The sequence below is a fragment of the Aliivibrio sp. 1S128 genome, from assembly GCF_001691065.1.
Lineage (GTDB): Bacteria > Pseudomonadota > Gammaproteobacteria > Enterobacterales > Vibrionaceae > Aliivibrio.
The window spans coordinates 30,056-48,757 of record NZ_MAJV01000002.1; the positions used below are offsets into that span (position 1 = coordinate 30,056).

Here is an 18,702-nt window from a genome sequence, read left to right on the forward strand (position 1 = left end):
ATAGGGCATCAATTTGCTGGTTATCATCAAATCAGCCTTTAAATTTAACGTTGGAGTTGACGATGAGCGACAAAATTTTGCAGCTTACAGATAGCGGTTTTGAAGAAAGTGTGATCAATGCAGCAGGCCCAGTACTAGTAGATTTCTGGGCAGAATGGTGTGGACCATGTAAAATGATCGCACCTATTCTGGATGAAATCGCAGATGAGTACGAAGGCAAATTAACGATTGGTAAATTAAATATTGATCAGAATGCAGGAACACCACCAAAGTTTGGTATCCGTGGTATTCCGACGCTACTTTTGTTTAAAGATGGCGGCGTAGCTGCAACGAAAGTGGGTGCACTTTCAAAAACTCAGCTTAAAGAGTTTCTTGATGCAAACCTATAATATAGGGTGCAATTAAGTCAGATAGAACCGCATGTAATGAAAAATTATGTGCGGTTTTGTTTTTCTGAGCTAAGCTAAGCTTAGAAATCAGGGCCAAGCCCTAGACTAAAATGCAAATAAGTGATAATTTATTGGGCGTATTTCATACGATTTCATTTCTTGACCGAGCTCGAAGGTCATCCATTCTTAAATCAACTAAAGATAGAATCTGATTTTGACTAAACAACTACCTACCACTATGAATCTTACTGAACTTAAAAACAGACCAGTGTCTGACCTTGTTGCTCTTGGCGAATCATTAGGCCTAGAAAACCTAGCTCGTCTAAGAAAACAAGACATCATCTTCTCCATCCTTAAGCAACATGCGAAAAGCGGTGAAGACATCTTTGGAGATGGTGTACTTGAGATTCTTCAAGATGGCTTTGGTTTCCTTCGTTCAGCAGATTGTTCTTACTTGGCTGGCCCGGATGACATCTATGTCTCTCCAAGCCAAATTCGTCGCTTTAATTTGCGTACTGGTGACACGATTGGCGGAAAGATTCGTCCACCAAAAGATGGCGAACGTTATTTCGCTCTTCTTAAAGTAAACGCTGTTAATTATGACCGTCCAGACAATGCTCGTAACAAAATCCTTTTTGAAAACCTTACCCCTTTACACGCAAACGATCGTTTACGTATGGAACGTGGTAATGGTTCAACAGAAGACATTACGGCGCGTATTCTTGATTTAGCTTCTCCAATTGGCCGTGGCCAACGTGGTCTGATTGTTGCTCCGCCAAAAGCGGGTAAAACAATGCTACTTCAAAACATTGCTCAAAGTATTGCTCATAACCACCCTGAGTGTGAGTTAATGGTTCTACTTATCGATGAACGTCCAGAAGAAGTAACTGAGATGCAACGCCTTGTTAAAGGTGAAGTAATTGCATCTACGTTTGATGAGCCAGCGTCTCGTCACGTACAGGTTGCTGAAATGGTAATCGAAAAAGCGAAGCGTCTTGTTGAGCATAAAAAAGACGTGGTTATCCTATTGGATTCAATTACTCGTCTTGCTCGTGCATACAACACCGTTATTCCATCATCAGGTAAAGTTCTTACTGGTGGTATTGATGCAAACGCATTACACCGTCCTAAACGCTTTTTTGGTGCAGCTCGTAACGTTGAAGAAGGTGGTAGTTTAACTATCATTGCAACGGCATTGGTTGATACTGGCTCTAAAATGGATGAAGTTATCTACGAAGAGTTTAAAGGTACTGGTAACATGGAATTGCATTTAAACCGTAAAATTGCGGAAAAACGTATATTCCCAGCGATTGACTTTAGTCGTTCAGGTACTCGCCGTGAAGAGCTACTTACGAAGACTGATGAGCTACAGAAAATGTGGATCTTACGTAAGATTGTTCATCCAATGGGTGAAAGTGATGCGATGGAATTCTTAATTGATAAATTATCAATGACGAAGACGAATGATGAGTTCTTTGATGCGATGCGTCGCCAGTAATTGAGATTCTCCTCAATTATTGATATCTAACTCAATAAATAATAAAACGCTGCCAAATTGGCAGCGTTTTTTGTTGCTTATTTGTTAATTTGACGGCATCATCATTTGTACTAGGTTGTGTAATATAAACTTAGTTAATTTAAGGAGCTACATATGCAACAAGGACTGTTGGCATCGATCCTCCTCTCTGCAAGTTTGCTGGTTGGTCACGTATCAGCCTCTGAAGTTCAACCTAATTTTGTTCATAGTTTATTGGTTGATCAGCAACTCAATAAGAAGGTCGATGAACTGCATCAATATTTAATTGATGGCGATATCATCACGCTTAATTTTTCTCTCAATCGTTTATCTATGCCACAACAGGAAGCTGTTCGGTTCATGTTGGTAAAACAGATAGAGCAACAACAATTAATTTTAGATCCGAAAGGCACTATTTGGCTAAGGGAGCAATTAGCTATTCATCCAACCTATACCATTAAACAAGCAGGTAATGGGTATGTGGTGACGAAACTTGCGTTTGATTACAGCAGTATTGCTTCTCGTGTATTAAACCAAATGTCGAAAGACCAACAAGTGTTAGATTTTATTCTTGCAGCGGAAGAACATAAATTGGTGCTGTCTGAATGGCTAGTGGGTGAGCCTCATCAGGTTCGCGTTCGCCAATCAATTGTATTAGCTGAATTGGACAGCTTAACGCCAGAAGCATTGAATTATTTAGTCTCACAGATTACAGACGGCTCATTATCTGTTTGGTTACCAACAACAGAAGTAATGGTTCGTTTAGCTCAAATATCTCAAAATTCTGATGTGTATAAAATTCTATGGAAAATGAGAACGGATCAATACAGCGTGGCTGAATTGGGTCGATTATCAAACATTGCTCCCGATCCATTTGCGATTCAGCAATTAATGTCGGCCACCAATAATCCGTCATTAAAACAGAGTGCTTTTGCTTCGCTAGCGCAACTCCATCCTCTCCCTCAAGATGTTCAGCAGTTCTTATTAGCTAAAATCGATCATATTCAAGACGGTGGTGCTGTTGCCATGCATTTAGCAAATTATGGGCATCAATCTTGGTTAGAAAGTTTACCGATAACGCGAAATAAAGTTCGAAAACAACACGTAAGGTTAGCGCTGTCACAACGTTAATAATGAGAAAAGTAGGTAAAGATAAATAGAGAGTGTGAGTTTGAATTGGGTTGGGTATAATCTAGTCAAACTTCACGATATGTAGATAGCGATGCAATATAAGGATTTACGCGGTTTTCTTGATCACTTGGAAGGGATCGGACAGTTAAAACGCATTTCACACCCCATTGACCCTCATTATGAAATGACAGAGATCAGCGATCGTACTTTACGAGCGGGTGGTCCAGCATTGTTGTTTGAAAATCCTATCGGTTACGATATCCCCGTATTAACGAATCTCTTTGGTACTGCTGAACGAGTGGCGATTGGTATGGGACGTCAAGACGTTCTTGAGCTGCGTGAAGTCGGTAAATTACTGGCGTATTTAAAAGAGCCTGAGCCACCAAAAGGCTTTAAAGACGCGTTAGATAAACTGCCTGTTTTTAAACAAGTTTTAAACATGCCAACCAAGAATATTCGTAAGGCCAACTGCCAACAGATTGTTTGGCAAGGCGATGCGGTTGATTTAGATAAAATTCCAGTAATGAGTTGTTGGGCTGATGATGTTGCCCCGTTATTAACTTGGGGTCTAACCGTTACTAAAGGCCCAAATAAAAAACGTCAGAATTTGGGGATTTATCGTCAACAGAAATTGAGTAAAAACAAAGTCATCATGCGCTGGCTTGCGCATCGTGGTGGAGCTTTGGATTTGCGTGACTGGATGGAAACCAATCCAGGTGAACCTTTCCCTGTTTCTGTCGCATTTGGTGCTGATCCTGCCACAATTCTTGGTGCGGTCACTCCTGTACCGGATACCTTATCTGAATATGCATTTGCTGGTCTTCTACGTGGTAGTAGAACCGAAGTAACCAAATCTATTAGTAACGATTTGGAAGTGCCGGCCAGTGCTGAAATTGTGCTTGAAGGCTATATTGACCCAACAGAATTTGCCGATGAAGGTCCTTATGGGGATCACACCGGTTATTATAATGAAGTTGAAAAGCACCACGTATTTACTGTTACTCACATTACGATGCGTAAAGACCCCATTTATCACAGTACCTACACCGGTCGTCCGCCAGATGAACCTGCCGTATTGGGTGTGGCATTAAATGAAGTGTTTGTGCCAATTCTACAAAAGCAATTCCCTGAAATTATTGATTTCTACTTGCCACCAGAAGGCTGTTCGTATCGCATGGCGGTCGTGACGATGAAGAAGCAATACCCTGGTCATGCAAAACGCGTGATGATGGGTGTGTGGTCTTTCTTGCGTCAATTCATGTACACCAAATTTGTATTGGTGTGTGATGAAGAGGTGAATGCTCGAGATTGGTCACAAGTGACAGCAGCAATGTCTCAGCATATGGACCCATCACGTGATAGCTTGATGATAGAGAACACGCCAATCGATTCATTAGATTTTGCTTCGCCAGTCGCGGGTTTAGGCTCAAAGATGGGTTTGGATATCACAAAAAAATGGGATGCCGAATTAGCATTATCACCTAATGTAGAATATTCACTGACAGACAGTGAGCAGATTGAAGGCTGCCTAGCTGAAATAACCAAAGCATGCCCTGAGATTATCGATATTCATTTGCAAAACAACAACGCCAGTATGGTCGTCGTGTCTATCAATAAGCAAGCGGTCGGTAATGGTAAGAAAATCATGCAAGAGGTTTGGTCTCAATTTAGTGAGAACAAGTTTGTTATCGTGTGTGATGAAGATGTCGATGTGAGTGATTGGAACGACATTATTTGGGCAGTAACTACTCGAATGGATCCTGCAAGAGATACGTTATTTTTGCAAGATGGCGACGGACACTCGAAAATGGGATTAGATGCGACCAATAAATTGGGCTCTGAATGTCTTCGTGAGTGGGGAACACCAATCAAGAAAGACCCAGAAGTTGTCGCTAAAATTGATTCTATTTGGGATGAATTAGGTATTTCATTAAGCTCTGAAAAAGATAAAGTGTGATGAAAAAAATAACCTTATTACCACAACAAAAAGAGTTCAGCATTGAAGAGGGGCAAACCATCTTAGATGCAGCATTGGAGGCGGGGATTAATTACCCGAATCGATGCCAAGTAGGTGCGTGTGCTATGTGCCTATGTAAAAAGTTAGAAGGGGAAATTGAATACGATTTAGAACCACTTCTAACCGACAAAGAACAACAAGAAGGGTGGATATTTGCGTGTCAGGCAACAGCAAAAAGTGATTTAGTACTGTTGTTAGAATAAATCCTCCCCGTATAATTAGAGTTTAATGCTCAATTCTCATAATAATTACAGCGTATAAATATCATTTAAAAATAGATATCAGCTGAAAAAGGAAAGTCATGCCAATCAATTGCAAAGTAAAGTCTATCGAGCCGTTGGCTTGTAATACTTTTCAAATATTACTTCATCCAGAACAACCCGTAGAGTTCAAAGCTGGTCAATACTTAATGGTTGTGATGGGAGAGAAAGACAAACGTCCATTTTCAATCGCTAGCAGCCCTTGTCGCCATGAAGGCGAAATTGAGCTTCATATTGGCGCAGCAGAACATAACGCTTATGCGGGTGAAGTGGTCGAATCAATGAAAGCAGCACTAGAAAATGGCGGAGATATTCAAATTGATGCTCCTCATGGAGAAGCCTGGATCCGCGAAGACAGTGATCGTTCAATGCTCTTAATCGCGGGAGGAACAGGGTTTAGCTACGTACGTTCAATTCTTGATCACAGCATTAGCCAAAAGATTCAAAAGCCCATTTATCTTTATTGGGGTGGTCGTGATGAGTGCCAGTTATACGCAAAAGCCGAAATAGAAGCCATTGCAGCTACACATGACCATATTACGTTTGTACCCGTTGTCGAACAAACAGAAGGCTGGGCTGGAAAAACAGGTAATGTACTTGAAGCGGTTAAAGAAGACTTTACTTCATTAGCTGAGATGGATATTTATATTGCCGGTCGTTTTGAGATGGCGGGTGCAGCTCGTGATCAATTTATTACTGAGAAAAAAGCGAAAAAAGAGCAGTTATTTGGTGATGCGTTCGCTTTTATTTAATCTGTTATGGATTATAGACAAATAAAAACGCCACTCTATTAAGGGGTGGCGTTTTTTATATGCATTGTTTAATCAGAGCTAATTGTTATCATCAACCATGGTTAATGCTTTACGCGAAAGATCCGCCGCCGCTTGTTTTCTGTTTTGTTTATCTAAAACACGCGCAAGATAAGCATAATCAGACATATTTTCACGTATCTCTAATGCGGCTTCAAAATGTTCACGAGCAGGTTGCCATTTTTGAGTGCGCATATAAAGTTGTGCAAGTGTGCTTTGGATGACAGGATTGCGAGCATCGTAATTTACCATGTCTTCAAGTAATAGGGTTGCAGGATGATAATCAGCAAGGTTCAATGTTGGTAGTAATTCTATTAAGCGATCATCTGCGCGTTTTTTTAGGTTATCTCGTAAAATAATATAGGCTTCAGAATCCGCTTTACGGTTGTGTAACTGCCTAATTAAACAGACTAATATAGGAACGTGTTTCTTTAGCTTTTTAGGTAAAGAGTTCCAATGATCTAATAACCCAGCAGTGCCTTTATTTGTCGCAATGAAGGCCATTAATCCACACTCTGCTTTTTCTTCTAATTCTAAAGCTTGCTGCTCCGAAATTAGATTAGCCTTCGTTAATGGATGAATAATATTCTTTAATGGCAGCCATTCATTTAGAGCTAAATAACACTCTTTAAGCAAGCTTAGCAATACAGGGTTACGCGGGTAATCTACTTTTACTGATTGTAGTGTCGCAAGAGCTAACTCATATTGACCTTCACGAATTTGCAATTTTGCACTGGTCAATGCGACAGCTAATGTGCTGTCTGATTGTTCAGAAGCCAGTTGTAAATAACGGTCACGTTGTTCAAGTTGCTTACGACCTTGTGCTGCTTCTGCTGCGGCAAGATAGTTTAATAATGGAAAATCGTTATGACGTCCACCTTTAGTTATTAAGCGTTCAGCTTCTTTCCATTCACCTTCATGTAATTTAATCATGCCTTTAAAGGTGTTATAGCGAGCTTTACGTAAATGACGAGCACTAAACCAACCGCGAGTAAAATTACCGACTGATAAGATGCGTTTTACGAGGATCTCTAGTAAGAACAGACCTGCTATTAATGCGCCAATAAAAAGAACTAACGTGGTTAAGCTCATCTCTATTGTGGTATCTGCAACCGAAATTAAGACATAACCTTGTTGATCGGCAAACGTCGTCCCTACAATTAATCCACCGACTAAAACGATTGCCAGAAGAAGTAATCGGATCATGATTTATCTCCTTCAACCGTTTCCGCTTTCTTTACTGGTGTTGCTTTTATTGGAGTGGATCCAACAGCTTGAACATTTCGGCGTAAACGTTCAGAAATGAAGTCTGATAATAAAGCCTGTGTTTCCATTTTTTGTGGGTAGCGAACATCAACTTTGAATTTGGCTAGTGAGTCTAATTGAGCCATGAAACTCTTAACTGCAGGGTCATCTTGTTGGAAGTATTGAGAAGACCATAGCTTCGCACTTTCTAATGAGGTTGCATACACTTCACTTTGTTCGCGATATAACGCCTTAGAAGCAAGCAGTAGCTTACCTTTGATGTTCTCTTTTAGGTAAAAATGTTGTTCGGGACTAAGCAAAGGAATGACATTACCTTCACGTACACGGTAAGTAATAAAATGACCAGCAAAGTTATCCAGAGACTGCATTAAGTTTGATTGCCAATCATTAATGTTGGTTGACACTTTTTTCTGTTCTACCGCTTCAGCTTCAGGAAGCACCGCGCTAGCAAGGGGAAGTTTATTGATTTGTTGTTCTAGGCTGTTCAGTTTCAGTACCAAACCATCACGATCAATTAATGGAATGGCCTTTAATGTCGCAATGTCATCTGCCATTGCTCGGCGTAGTGGTGTTAAACTTGGGTCGTTTAAGGCAGAGATGCGCTGGTCTGCATTTTCCATTAGGCGCGTGGCACTTACAACATCATGCTCAAGCCATAATTTACGGCCAGCCATTTTTACTAGGTAATCAGCTTCAGCAAGTAGCCAATCATTTGGACGGCGACCTTTAACATCTGCAATGGCTAATTGAAGGCTAGCAATGCTCTTGTCTTGTTGTTGCATTAAGACGGTAGCCTTACGAACAATTTCATCAGCTTTATCTGTAATACGCTGTTCAGCAGTTACTAATTTTGCATCAAAGGTACTGTCGGCGCTTTTTAATTGCTGTTCAAGTTGAGCAATATGAATTTGTTGCTGAGTTACTTGTTGTTGCGACGTTAAAAAAGCACCGCCACTTAATAAGATAGAAATAATGATAGCAACAGTGCCTAAACGGCGGCCTTTTTTATCGACAAGCTCTTCTGATTTTTTAGGTGGAGTCGTAGAAGTTGAATGCGTAGTTTGGTCTTGTGTTGCCGAAGAAGGCACGATAACCGGTGCTGCGTTTTCTTCGGCAGACTGTGGCTTATTGTTATTTTTTGTCATTTGAAAGTCCCATCATGATGATGCTCACTGAGATAGTGCAGCAAGTCGGAATTAGAGGCTCCGCCAACCGTTTCAATATGTTGATAACCAAGTTGTTGCCCAATTTGGTTAATTCGTTCGCTAGGTACTAATAATCGACACGTTAATACCCAATCTAAATCTGTATTGGTAAATTGCGAGGTGAAAAAAGTAAGTTGTTCACCGCTCGTGACCACCAGCGTATCTACGTTTTTCTCTTGCCACTCTTTAGCTTTTATTGAACCATCAAACGACGTTGATTGTCGCTGATAAGTTTCACAATAGGTGACTTTGGCTCCAAGATCTTCGAGTGCTTGATAAATAAGATCTCGACCGCCATTACCTCGCAGAATTATAGCTCTTTTTCCAGTCACGTTTTTTAAGACAGGGAGTGCAAGTAAATGTTCACTGTCGCTTGGTGTTGGGAAGTGTACTGGATCTGAAATATAGGTTTTGAGGTATTGCGCGCTCTTTTGGCCAACCGCAATGTAATTAACGCCTTTTTTCCATTCTTTTTGCTGCTTTTTAAGGAAAAGTTGAGCATGTTCAACGGCATGTTGACTGACGGATATGATGAAATCCCCATCAGATAAAGAAGAGAATAATGACGGTAGTTGAGACAGTTCTCTACCTGGATGTATGGTGAGTAAAGAGTGAGAAATAGCAGAATGCCCTAATTGATTAAGGGCATTACAGAGTGCTTGGCTCTCTTGCTCTGGGCGAGTCACCAAAATCGTCATGTTAAGCGTCAGCGTATAGGCGATCTAAAATATCTTTCGCGCCATTATTAAGCAGTTGTTCAGCTAACTGGGTGCCTAATGCTTCTGCATCAGAAACCGATCCCGTAATTTCACCACGGACCATGATAGAGCCATCAGGTTCACCAACCAGTGCTCGTAACCAAATCTGGTCGCCATCAATGAGTGAGTAGCTGCCGATTGGCACCTGACAACCACCTTCAAGACGATTATTCATCGCACGTTCACACAGTACTCGGTGTGCCGTTTCTGGGTGATTTAGTGGTGCAAGTAAAGCGCGGATACGATCGTCATTTAGGCGAGTTTCAATACCAACGGCGCCCTGGCCAACAGCAGGTAGAGATTGTTCTGGTTCAATAGAGCTTTTGATTCTGTCTTCTAAACCTAAACGGATAAGGCCTGCACAAGCAAGAATAATGGCATCGTAATTACCATCGTCTAATTTTTGTAGACGAGTACCGACATTGCCACGAAGATCTTTGATAATTAAATCAGGGCGCGCTTCTTTTAACTGGCATTGACGACGTAAGCTACAAGTACCAACGACAGCCCCTTGCGGTAGCTCTTCAATATTGTTGTAGGTATTAGAGACAAATGCGTCACGCGGGTCTTCTCGCTCACAAATGGTCACCAGACCCAACCCTTCAGGAAACTCAACTGGAACATCTTTCATTGAGTGAACCGCAAGATCAGCACGACCTTCTAACATTGCCACTTCAAGTTCTTTTACGAATAGCCCCTTTCCGCCCACTTTTGCTAAAGGGGTATCTAGAATGATGTCACCTTTAGTTACCATCGTAACTAATTCGACCTCCAAACCAGGGTGGATAGATTGCAGTGCGTCTTTAACAAAATGAGCTTGCCATAGCGCTAAAGGGCTTTTACGAGTGGCAATTCGAACTGGTAATTGCTGTGACATAATAGTATCCGATCAAAATAATTACCTTATCCTACCACTACTTGAGGGTGAGGTGAAAATACAGGATGACAACAGTGTGATTATAGGTTAAAAACAACACCGAAAATTATAGGGATATCTATGATTACACTTAATGCGTGAACTTTACGGCAGTAATGAAAAGTGTTATCTTGATCACGTTTTATAGTCGGTATTGGCTGAGTTCTATCCAATATTAACCGTCATCATTGATGACAAAAGATGGACTAGGCTTTCTATTTGCAAACCTATATTGAAACCTTAATTGCTCGACAACAACGCCTTACTGAACAACGTATAGAGCGTGCGTTAGCATTAATGAAACCACTTGGGCAAGAGATCTTCCATCAATTGCCATTGCTACTGCATTTCAATCACTCGGAACTCCCGGGGTTTATTGAAGGTGCACCTAGTGGTATTAAGCAATTTCATGCAAATCAGAAGCAGCGTGAGTGGATGGCTCAACTGACGCTTCGCTATCCTCTTTCTACTTCTAATCAAGAAAACATCCTTGGTTTGTATTCTATGGGTAGTACTTCATCTATCGGGCAAACTGTCGCCAGTGATCTTGATATTTGGGTATGTATTCCTGAATCACTCCCTCTTGATAAAAAAGTACTTCTACAGAAAAAATGTGACGCTCTGACTAAGTGGGCGGCACAATTCTATATTGAAGCTAACTTTTTCTTAATGGAACAAACCCGTTTTCGTGAAGCGTATTCTGAAGAAATGACAGGAGATAACTGTGGGTCCTCACAGCATCTTTTGCTGCTTGATGAATTTTATAGAACCGCAGTTTGTTTAGGCGGACAGCAATTATTATGGCAGATAATTCCTCCAGAAATGGAAGAAAGCTATGATGAATATGTTGATCAGCTTTGTCAGAGAGGTGTCATTCGTAAAGATGAGTGGATCGATTTTGGTCGTCTAAATCATATCCCTGCGGAAGAATACTTTGGTTCTAGTCTATGGCAACTTTATAAAAGCATAGATTCCCCATTTAAGTCGGTGTTAAAAGCCATCTTATTGGAAGCCTATTCTTGGGAATATCCGCACACTCAATTATTAAGTATTGATAGTAAACGCCGTTTCTTTGCTGAAGAGCCCGATCTCTATGGCATGGATGCGTATTATCTAATGCTAGAAAAAGTAACTCGTTACCTTGAACGAACCAATGATATGGCTCGTTTAGAACTTGTTCGCCGTAGTTTTTATTTAAAAACACATGAAAAATTGTCTCGAAAAGAGGGGCAAGACTCAGTGGAATGGCGTCGTAAAGCGTTAACAGAACTAACCACACGATGGGGTTGGTCTCAAGCAACAATTATTGAGCTTGATTCTCGTCGTTCGTGGAAAGTGGAGCAAGTTAAAAAATCACATAATGATTTGCTTGAAGCATTAATGCAAAGCTATCGTAATTTGATCAGATTTGCACGTAACAACGATATAACGTCATCGATAAGCCCTGAAGACATTAGTATTCTTGCTCGTAAGCTCTACGCTGCATTTGAAGAACTTCCTGGTAAAGTTACGCTATTAAATCCGCAAATTTCACCTGACTTGCATGAAAGTGATTTAAGCTTTATTGAAGTGCAAGATACCGGAATTAATAACGCGGGTTGGTATGTATACAAAAAACCGCTAATCGCTAAAGAATTGATGGGTGCGAAGTATTTAGAACACAACCGATACTTAAGTAAGTTGGTTGCGTGGGCATTCTTTAATGGATTACTTACTGAATCAACACGTTTAGATGCCGTTGTACGCCAAGCTGATCTGAATATTGATAAGTTTTACCAAATGGTAAGCGACTTAAGAAATACGTTTTCTGTTCATATGCCGCAACCAACCAAAGAAGAATTAGGTAGCCCGTGTGAAGTTCGTCAACTTTCAATTTTTATCAATTTAGAAAATGACCCGACTGAAACATTGAAAATGAAGCCTGAGCGAATGAATCAAGCAGATGCAGATATTTTCAGTTGTGGTAGTAATCAAAATAATTTGATCGGAAGTGTTGATTTGGTTTACCGAAATTCATGGCATGAAGTGAGAACGCTTAACTTCAGTGGTGAAACGGCCATTCTTGATGCACTAAAAACGGTACTGTGTAAAATGCACCAAGACGCGGCTCGTCCTGAATCTGTTGACGTATTTTGCTATAGCAAACAAATGCGTGGCATCATTCGTAATAACATTTATCAGTTATTGGCTGAGTGTATTGAACTTCGCCTAAAACCGGTTGAAAATAACGAAAAACGCCGTCGGTTTAAAGGCATTAAAATTGGCTCAACCATGTACGGTCTATTCTTTGAACGTCGTGGCGTATCGATTCAAAAGTTAGAAGATTCGGTGCAATTTTACTCAAGTATTTCAACCAATAAAGCCATTGGTTCAACGACTATTCCTTTAGGTGATAGCAGCGGTGTCATTATCCCAGATGTCGTGGATTCATTTGCAAGTGAAGGATTAATTCAATTTTTCTTTGATGTATCAGATAAGAACGATGATGGATTCAATATTTATGTCTTGGATGAAGAGAATAAGGTTGAGATTTATCATGAGTGTTATGGCAGTAAAGATGACATGGTAAACAGCATTAACCATTACTACACCTCAAGCCGTAATAACATTGATTTAGATCTCCCTGATAAAGTGAACTTTAATTTACCTCAATTTTATGAGGTGGTTTACGGTGAAACAAAAGAAGCCTCAGTGCTTTCTTATCGCAGTGGGCAGCAACAGTGTAAATCAAAACAAGTGCAGTGATTTTTAAATAAAGCATAAAATAACAAAGCTAAGCGAGTATTTTGTCTTAGCTTTGCTCAATTCAAAAGCAAATCTAGCCTCTAGGTTGGGTCTCACTTCATTTCAGTATATACTTCACTCACATGTATAAATAACCAGTGTGATGTGATGGACGTTTCTTTTCTTCTTGATGGTCTTAATGACAAACAGCGCGAAGCCGTAGCTGCTCCGTTAGAAAACATGCTTGTACTTGCGGGTGCCGGTAGTGGTAAAACTCGAGTACTTGTTCATCGTATCGCATGGTTAATGCAAATCGAACAAGCGTCTCCTTTCTCTATTATGTCAGTGACATTTACTAATAAAGCGGCGGCAGAAATGCGTGGCCGTATTGAAGAGTTAATGCATGGCAGTGCGGGTGGAATGTGGAACGGAACTTTCCATGGTATCTGCCACCGTATTCTTCGTGCGCATTATCTTGATGCAAAACTACCTGAAGGTTTCCAAATTATTGATTCAGATGATCAGCAACGTTTATTAAAGCGGTTGATCAAAGCTCAGAATTTGGATGATAAAAACTGGCCTGCGCGTCAAGCGGCTTGGTTTATTAATGGTAAGAAAGACGAAGGTCTACGCCCACATCAAATTAATTCATTTAATGATCCTATCGCTGAAACATGGCTAAAAGTATACCGAGCATACCAAGACGCGTGTGATCGCTCTGGATTGGTTGATTTTGCTGAGATCCTACTTCGAGCTCATGAACTTCTTCGTGATAATAAACACATTCGTGAGCACTATCAGGCGCGCTTTAAGCATATTTTGGTCGATGAATTCCAAGATACCAACAACATCCAATACGCATGGTTACGCATGATGACCGGTTCTGATTGTAAAGTGATGATCGTGGGTGATGATGATCAATCTATCTATGGTTGGCGTGGCGCCCAGATCGAAAATATTCAAAAATTCTTAGATGAGTTTGTGGGTGCAAAAACCATTCGTTTAGAGCAAAATTACCGTTCAACCGCTAATATCCTAAATGCTGCCAATGAACTGATCAGTAACAATACTGAGCGTATGGGTAAGAAGTTATGGACTGAAGATGCAGATGGCGATCTGATCTCTATTTACTCTGCTTATAACGAAATGGATGAAGCTCGCTTTGCGGTTGGGAAAATTAAAGAGTGGCGTGATAATGGTGGTGCTTTGCAAGACTCTGCATTCCTATATCGTAACAACGCCCAATCTCGTGTATTAGAAGAAGCTTTAATTCAAGCAGGATTACCGTATCGAATTTATGGTGGTATGCGATTCTTCGAACGACAAGAGATCAAAGATGCCTTGTCTTACCTACGTTTAATGAACAATCGTCATGATGATGCGGCTTTTGAGCGTGTAGTGAATACGCCAACACGTGGTCTTGGTGATAAAACACTCGAAACCGTGCGTTTTGCTGCGCGTGAACGCGGGGCGACCATGTGGCAAGCTAGTCTTGCTTTGATTGAAGAGCAAGTATTACCGGGTCGTGCGGCTGGCGCATTAAGCCGTTTTATCGAGCTAATTAATGCATTAGAAGACGATACTCGTGATTGTCGCTTACATGAACAAACTGACCAAGTGATTAAAAACTCAGGCCTGTTTACGATGTATGAGCAAGAGAAAGGCGAAAAATCAAAAGCCCGTATTGAGAACTTGGAAGAATTAGTAACGGCGACTCGTCAGTTTGATAAACCAGAAGAAGCCGAAGAGATGACGGATTTAACGGCGTTCTTAACTCACGCAGCATTAGAGTCTGGTGAAGGTCAGGCGGATGAGTTTGAAGATGCCGTTCAACTAATGACATTACACAGCGCGAAAGGGTTGGAATTCCCATTGGTATTTATGGTGGGCGTTGAAGAAGGTATGTTCCCAAGCCAAATGTCAGCAGAAGAAGCGGGGCGCTTAGAAGAAGAGCGTCGTCTTTGTTATGTTGGTATGACGCGTGCGATGGAAAAGCTGTATATTATTTATGCAGAAACGCGCCGAGTGTATGGCCAAGAGAAATACCACAAACCATCACGCTTTATTAAAGAACTACCGACGAACTGTGTTGAAGAAGTACGTATGAAGGCCAAAGTAAGCCGAACAGGATCTTATGGAAGCTATGGTTCTCAAGACAGCTCATCTGACAGTCGATTTGGTCAGAAAGCGATGAATAATAACTTTAATGAAACTGGTTATGGCTTAGGTCAGCGTGTGAAGCACCCTAAATTTGGTGAAGGAACAATCATTAACTTTGAGGGAGCTGGGCCACAAGGACGAGTTCAGGTGGCTTTTAATGGGGAAGGGATTAAGTGGCTTGTGACTCAGTATGCGAAATTAGAGTCAATGTAATATAGCGTTATATTTCCAGTATAAAAAAAGAGAGCGAATTCGCTCTCTTTTTTTTATTTTGTTATGCCACTTTTATTTGAATCAAAGGGATTTATAAATTGTAATTCATTACATTTATGACATGTAAATTTTTTTGTATTACGTTGTGTTATGTGCCTTTCTACAAGGCTTCTTTTTGACGGTAATAGCGGTAGTTCCGCTTTACAATTTTTACACCTAGCCATAGTTATAACCTATTTACAATATTGTCAATTATTTGTAGTTTTATTATTGGCTTAGTGTCACATATTGAGAAATAAATTTCACGGCTGCATTTTGATTTCTTCATAAAAATAACAAAATTGAAATGCAATTCATGAAATTAGAATGCAAATATTGCAATCTTGTTTGTTTGGTGTATTTAATTTTGGCTGTTATTTATTTTTTCTTTTATTAGTGATAAATGCATCAGTTGTAAATATGATTAATGCTCCCCAAATAAAACCAAATGTAATGGCTTTATCTGCACTAAATACCTCGTCATATAAGCCAACAGCAAGAATAAACATTAAGCTTGGACCGACATACTGAAAGAAACCTAGCGTGGTTAGCTTTAATCGAGTCGCGGCACCAGTAAAACAAAGCAGAGGAACGGTGGTGATGATACCGGCGGCAATCAATAATAAATTCAGGTTTGTTGAATTCGTGGCGAAGTCAGAGGTTGGGGAATTCGCGATAAACAATAAATAGGTAGCTGCTATTGGTAATAGAACTAAGGTTTCAATAAATAAACCAGATTGTGCATTCATAGCGACTTTTTTTCGTAATAAGCCATAGAAACCAAAACTACAGGCTAATGCTAAAGCCACGATGGGAATTGAACCAAAAGTGAACAGTTGAATAAGTACGCCAATCGCAGCAAAACAAACCGCAAGCCATTGCAATTTTCTTAGTCTTTCGCCTAAAAAAAGCATCCCAAGCATGACATTAAAAATGGGGTTGATGAAATAACCTAAACTGGCATCCAACATGTGATCAGCAGTGACTGCCCAAATGAAAATTAACCAATTAGCGCCTATCAACACACTGCTTGTCATTAGGTAACCCATTTTCCGTTTATCTTTTAGGGTGTTCGCAACCGTTTTCCAACCTTTAGATAAAAACAATAGTCCCGCTAGAAAAAAGAAAGACCAAATAACACGGTGGCTTAAAATCTCTAACGGGGAAACCTCACTAATAGTTTTGAAATAAATAGGTGCGATGCCCCACATGGTATAGGCACTAAGAGCCAAAAAAACGCCCTGGCGGGTGCGTTGTTGTTCGAGTTCTGTGGTTGGCATAAATAGATTCTTAACGAAATAATGTAATAGAAAAGGTGTCTTTATGATCACACCTTGTATGAATTGTTGTTCGATGGAGTATAGAGCTCAGTGTCGAATGTGCCTAGTATTTTCCTATTGCTCTTTTCCTCACCAATAAGCATAGGTAGAATGAGCCTCCCATAGTATTGATGAGTTTTTTATGTCCAGCATTATCGCAGAACAGCCAATTGAACAGGGTTCACAGAGTTACACTGTTTTAAAAGACGTGTTTGGCTATCAAAAATTTCGTGTTGGACAAGAAGAAGTCATTAATGCTGTTCTTGATGGTCAAGACAGCTTGGTTATTATGCCGACGGGTGGCGGTAAATCACTTTGCTATCAAATCCCAGCATTAGTATTTGATGGATTAACGTTAGTTATATCGCCATTAATTTCTTTAATGAAAGACCAAGTTGATCAACTTAAGGCCGATGGCGTTAGGGCGGAATGTTTGAACTCGACTATTGATCGTGATGAGCAAGTCGCGATTTGGAATCGTATCAATTCAGGCCAAGTTAAGATGTTATACGTTTCACCTGAGCGCGTAATGATGCGTGATTTTATGGAGCGTTTAGAGTCTCTGAATTTATGCATGATTGCCGTTGATGAAGCGCATTGTATCTCGCAATGGGGTCATGATTTCCGTCCAGAATATGCGTCACTTGGCCAAATCAAACAGCGCTTTCCCAACGTTCCAATTATGGCACTTACGGCGACGGCTGATGAAGCAACCCGAAAAGATATTCTAAGTCGTCTCTCGTTACCTAACCCTCATGAGTATTTGGGCAGTTTTGATCGCCCTAATATCCGTTATACCGTGTTAGAAAAACACAAACCAGTCAGTCAAATTGTGCATTACCTTGCAACGCAGAAGAATCAATGCGGCATCATCTACTGTGGCAGTCGTAAAAAAGTAGAAATGCTGACAGAAAAACTTTGTAATAACCACATCCGAGCAGCGTCTTATCATGCAGGTTTGGATCTGGATGAGCGTAATTATGTTCAAGAAGCGTTTCAACGTGATGATATTCAGATCGTTGTCGCGACCGTTGCGTTTGGTATGGGGATCAACAAATCCAACGTCCGTTTTGTGGCGCATTTTGATATTCCAAAGAACATTGAATCTTACTACCAAGAAACCGGTCGAGCAGGGCGTGATGGCCTACCAGCAGAAGCTGTCATGCTTTACGATCCTGCGGATATAGTATGGTTGCGTAAACTGGTTGAAGAAAAGCCAGAAGGGCCTCAAAAACTGGTTGAAAGCCATAAGCTTAATGCCATGACGGCTTTTGCTGAAGCGCAAACATGTCGTCGCCAAGTACTGTTGAATTATTTTGGGGAATACAGCCCGAAACCTTGTGGCAATTGTGACGTATGTTTAGACCCACCAAAGCAATTTGATGGTACAGAAGCCGCTCAAAAAGCGCTATCGTGCGTATATCGAGTGAATCAAGGCTTTGGTGTGGGTTATGTGGTGGAAGTATTACGAGGGCTAAAGATCGCCCGTATTCGTGAGCATGGACATGACAAGTTATCGACTTATGGTATTGGTAAAGAACACAGCCATGAGTATTGGGTTAGTGTTATTCGACAGCTGATCCATAAAGGGTTATTAGCGCAAAACATTACTCGAAATTCGACATTGCAATTAACTGAAGAAGCACGTCCTATCTTAAAAGGCCAAGAATCTTTAGAGCTTGCTGTGCCACGACTGGATACCGCAGCTAAAACGGCTAAATCAGAGAAACTCAATAACCGTCATTACGATAAACAGCTGTTTGCAAAGTTACGAAAACTGCGTAAATCGATTGCTGATCGTGATGATTTGCCTCCTTATGTGGTTTTCAGTGATGCCACGTTAATGGACATGGCAGATATAACGCCGACCTCGTATGGCGAAATGTTGGCGGTTAATGGAGTAGGGCAGAAGAAACTAGAAAAATACGCTGATCCATTTTTAGATTTGATTGAAATGCACATTACCGGACAAGGATAAAT

General features: G+C 40.6%; 14 protein-coding genes. 9 read left to right on the plus strand and 5 right to left on the minus strand.

The window, feature by feature from the left end; translation table 11 throughout:
- Positions 1 to 62: 62 nt before the first annotated feature.
- The 6 genes from trxA (at position 63) to fre (ending at position 6,065) form a co-directional block, all read left to right on the plus strand.
- Positions 63 to 389, plus strand: a complete 327-nt coding sequence (gene trxA, locus A6E03_RS01005) for a thioredoxin TrxA (RefSeq protein WP_060993417.1) — start codon at positions 63 to 65, stop codon at positions 387 to 389.
- A gap of 238 nt (positions 390 to 627) precedes the next feature.
- Complete coding sequence (gene rho, locus A6E03_RS01010; RefSeq protein WP_065594501.1) at positions 628 to 1,887, plus strand: transcription termination factor Rho; 1,260 nt, start codon at positions 628 to 630, stop codon at positions 1,885 to 1,887.
- Positions 1,888 to 2,040: 153 nt separating this feature from the next.
- The gene (locus tag A6E03_RS01015) at positions 2,041 to 3,036 is read left to right on the plus strand and encodes a hypothetical protein (RefSeq protein WP_065594500.1); all 996 of its coding nucleotides are present in this window, start codon (positions 2,041 to 2,043) and stop codon (positions 3,034 to 3,036) included.
- Between the two features lie 91 nt (positions 3,037 to 3,127).
- The gene (ubiD, locus tag A6E03_RS01020; protein WP_065594499.1) at positions 3,128 to 4,993 is read left to right on the plus strand and encodes a 4-hydroxy-3-polyprenylbenzoate decarboxylase; all 1,866 of its coding nucleotides are present in this window, start codon (positions 3,128 to 3,130) and stop codon (positions 4,991 to 4,993) included.
- Positions 4,993 to 5,256, plus strand: a complete 264-nt coding sequence (locus A6E03_RS01025) for a 2Fe-2S iron-sulfur cluster-binding protein (RefSeq protein WP_065594498.1) — start codon at positions 4,993 to 4,995, stop codon at positions 5,254 to 5,256. Before ubiD ends, A6E03_RS01025 begins: the two co-directional genes overlap by 1 nt.
- Before the next feature lie 98 nt (positions 5,257 to 5,354).
- Entirely contained in the window at positions 5,355 to 6,065 is a 711-nt protein-coding gene (gene fre, locus A6E03_RS01030; protein WP_065599996.1) for an NAD(P)H-flavin reductase, read from the plus strand.
- Between the two features lie 78 nt (positions 6,066 to 6,143).
- Here fre and A6E03_RS01035 read toward each other — a convergent pair whose 3' ends face one another.
- Genes A6E03_RS01035 through hemC form a run of 4 tightly spaced genes read right to left on the minus strand, consistent with a single transcriptional unit; the run spans position 6,144 to position 10,228 of the window.
- A complete protein-coding gene (locus A6E03_RS01035) occupies positions 6,144 to 7,328 on the minus strand; it encodes a heme biosynthesis HemY N-terminal domain-containing protein (RefSeq protein ID WP_065594496.1) in 1,185 nt (394 codons plus the stop codon).
- A complete protein-coding gene (locus A6E03_RS01040; protein ID WP_065599997.1) occupies positions 7,325 to 8,533 on the minus strand; it encodes a uroporphyrinogen-III C-methyltransferase in 1,209 nt (402 codons plus the stop codon). The genes A6E03_RS01035 and A6E03_RS01040 overlap by 4 nt, the downstream gene beginning before the upstream one ends.
- On the minus strand, positions 8,530 to 9,291 hold the full coding sequence (locus A6E03_RS01045) for a uroporphyrinogen-III synthase (RefSeq protein WP_065594494.1): 762 nt from the start codon (positions 9,289 to 9,291) through the stop codon (positions 8,530 to 8,532). Before A6E03_RS01045 ends, A6E03_RS01040 begins: the two co-directional genes overlap by 4 nt.
- A gap of 1 nt (position 9,292) precedes the next feature.
- Positions 9,293 to 10,228, minus strand: coding sequence for a hydroxymethylbilane synthase (gene hemC, locus A6E03_RS01050; RefSeq protein ID WP_065594493.1), 936 nt, complete (start codon positions 10,226 to 10,228; stop codon positions 9,293 to 9,295).
- Positions 10,229 to 10,486: 258 nt separating this feature from the next.
- Here hemC and A6E03_RS01055 point away from each other — a divergent pair, with 258 nt between their 5' ends.
- Both A6E03_RS01055 and uvrD read left to right on the plus strand, forming a co-directional pair.
- On the plus strand, positions 10,487 to 13,012 hold the full coding sequence (locus A6E03_RS01055; protein ID WP_065594492.1) for a class I adenylate cyclase: 2,526 nt from the start codon (positions 10,487 to 10,489) through the stop codon (positions 13,010 to 13,012).
- 147 nt (positions 13,013 to 13,159) lie between these two features.
- Entirely contained in the window at positions 13,160 to 15,364 is a 2,205-nt protein-coding gene (gene uvrD, locus A6E03_RS01060) for a DNA helicase II (protein WP_065599998.1), read from the plus strand.
- Between the two features lie 413 nt (positions 15,365 to 15,777).
- Here the strand turns inward: uvrD and rarD are convergent, their stop codons facing one another.
- Positions 15,778 to 16,683, minus strand: a complete 906-nt coding sequence (gene rarD / locus A6E03_RS01065; RefSeq protein ID WP_065599999.1) for an EamA family transporter RarD — start codon at positions 16,681 to 16,683, stop codon at positions 15,778 to 15,780.
- A gap of 181 nt (positions 16,684 to 16,864) precedes the next feature.
- Between rarD and recQ the strand changes: the two genes are divergently transcribed.
- Complete coding sequence (recQ, locus tag A6E03_RS01070; RefSeq protein ID WP_065600000.1) at positions 16,865 to 18,700, plus strand: ATP-dependent DNA helicase RecQ; 1,836 nt, start codon at positions 16,865 to 16,867, stop codon at positions 18,698 to 18,700.
- The last annotated feature ends 2 nt before the right edge of the window (positions 18,701 to 18,702 follow it).

What these genes read in the sequence shown, in the direction of transcription:
- hemC (WP_065594493.1), bottom strand. Translation starts at nt 10,228, where the DNA reads ATGTCACAGCAATTACCAGTTCGAATTGCCACTCGTAAAAGCCCTTTA.
- A6E03_RS01035 (WP_065594496.1), bottom strand. Translation starts at nt 7,328, where the DNA reads ATGATCCGATTACTTCTTCTGGCAATCGTTTTAGTCGGTGGATTAATT.
- trxA (WP_060993417.1), top strand. Translation starts at nt 63, where the DNA reads ATGAGCGACAAAATTTTGCAGCTTACAGATAGCGGTTTTGAAGAAAGT.
- A6E03_RS01045 (WP_065594494.1), bottom strand. Translation starts at nt 9,291, where the DNA reads ATGACGATTTTGGTGACTCGCCCAGAGCAAGAGAGCCAAGCACTCTGT.
- ubiD (WP_065594499.1), top strand. Translation starts at nt 3,128, where the DNA reads ATGCAATATAAGGATTTACGCGGTTTTCTTGATCACTTGGAAGGGATC.
- recQ (WP_065600000.1), top strand. Translation starts at nt 16,865, where the DNA reads ATGTCCAGCATTATCGCAGAACAGCCAATTGAACAGGGTTCACAGAGT.
- fre (WP_065599996.1), top strand. Translation starts at nt 5,355, where the DNA reads ATGCCAATCAATTGCAAAGTAAAGTCTATCGAGCCGTTGGCTTGTAAT.
- A6E03_RS01040 (WP_065599997.1), bottom strand. Translation starts at nt 8,533, where the DNA reads ATGACAAAAAATAACAATAAGCCACAGTCTGCCGAAGAAAACGCAGCA.
- A6E03_RS01025 (WP_065594498.1), top strand. Translation starts at nt 4,993, where the DNA reads ATGAAAAAAATAACCTTATTACCACAACAAAAAGAGTTCAGCATTGAA.
- uvrD (WP_065599998.1), top strand. Translation starts at nt 13,160, where the DNA reads ATGGACGTTTCTTTTCTTCTTGATGGTCTTAATGACAAACAGCGCGAA.
- A6E03_RS01015 (WP_065594500.1), top strand. Translation starts at nt 2,041, where the DNA reads ATGCAACAAGGACTGTTGGCATCGATCCTCCTCTCTGCAAGTTTGCTG.
- rarD (WP_065599999.1), bottom strand. Translation starts at nt 16,683, where the DNA reads ATGCCAACCACAGAACTCGAACAACAACGCACCCGCCAGGGCGTTTTT.
- rho (WP_065594501.1), top strand. Translation starts at nt 628, where the DNA reads ATGAATCTTACTGAACTTAAAAACAGACCAGTGTCTGACCTTGTTGCT.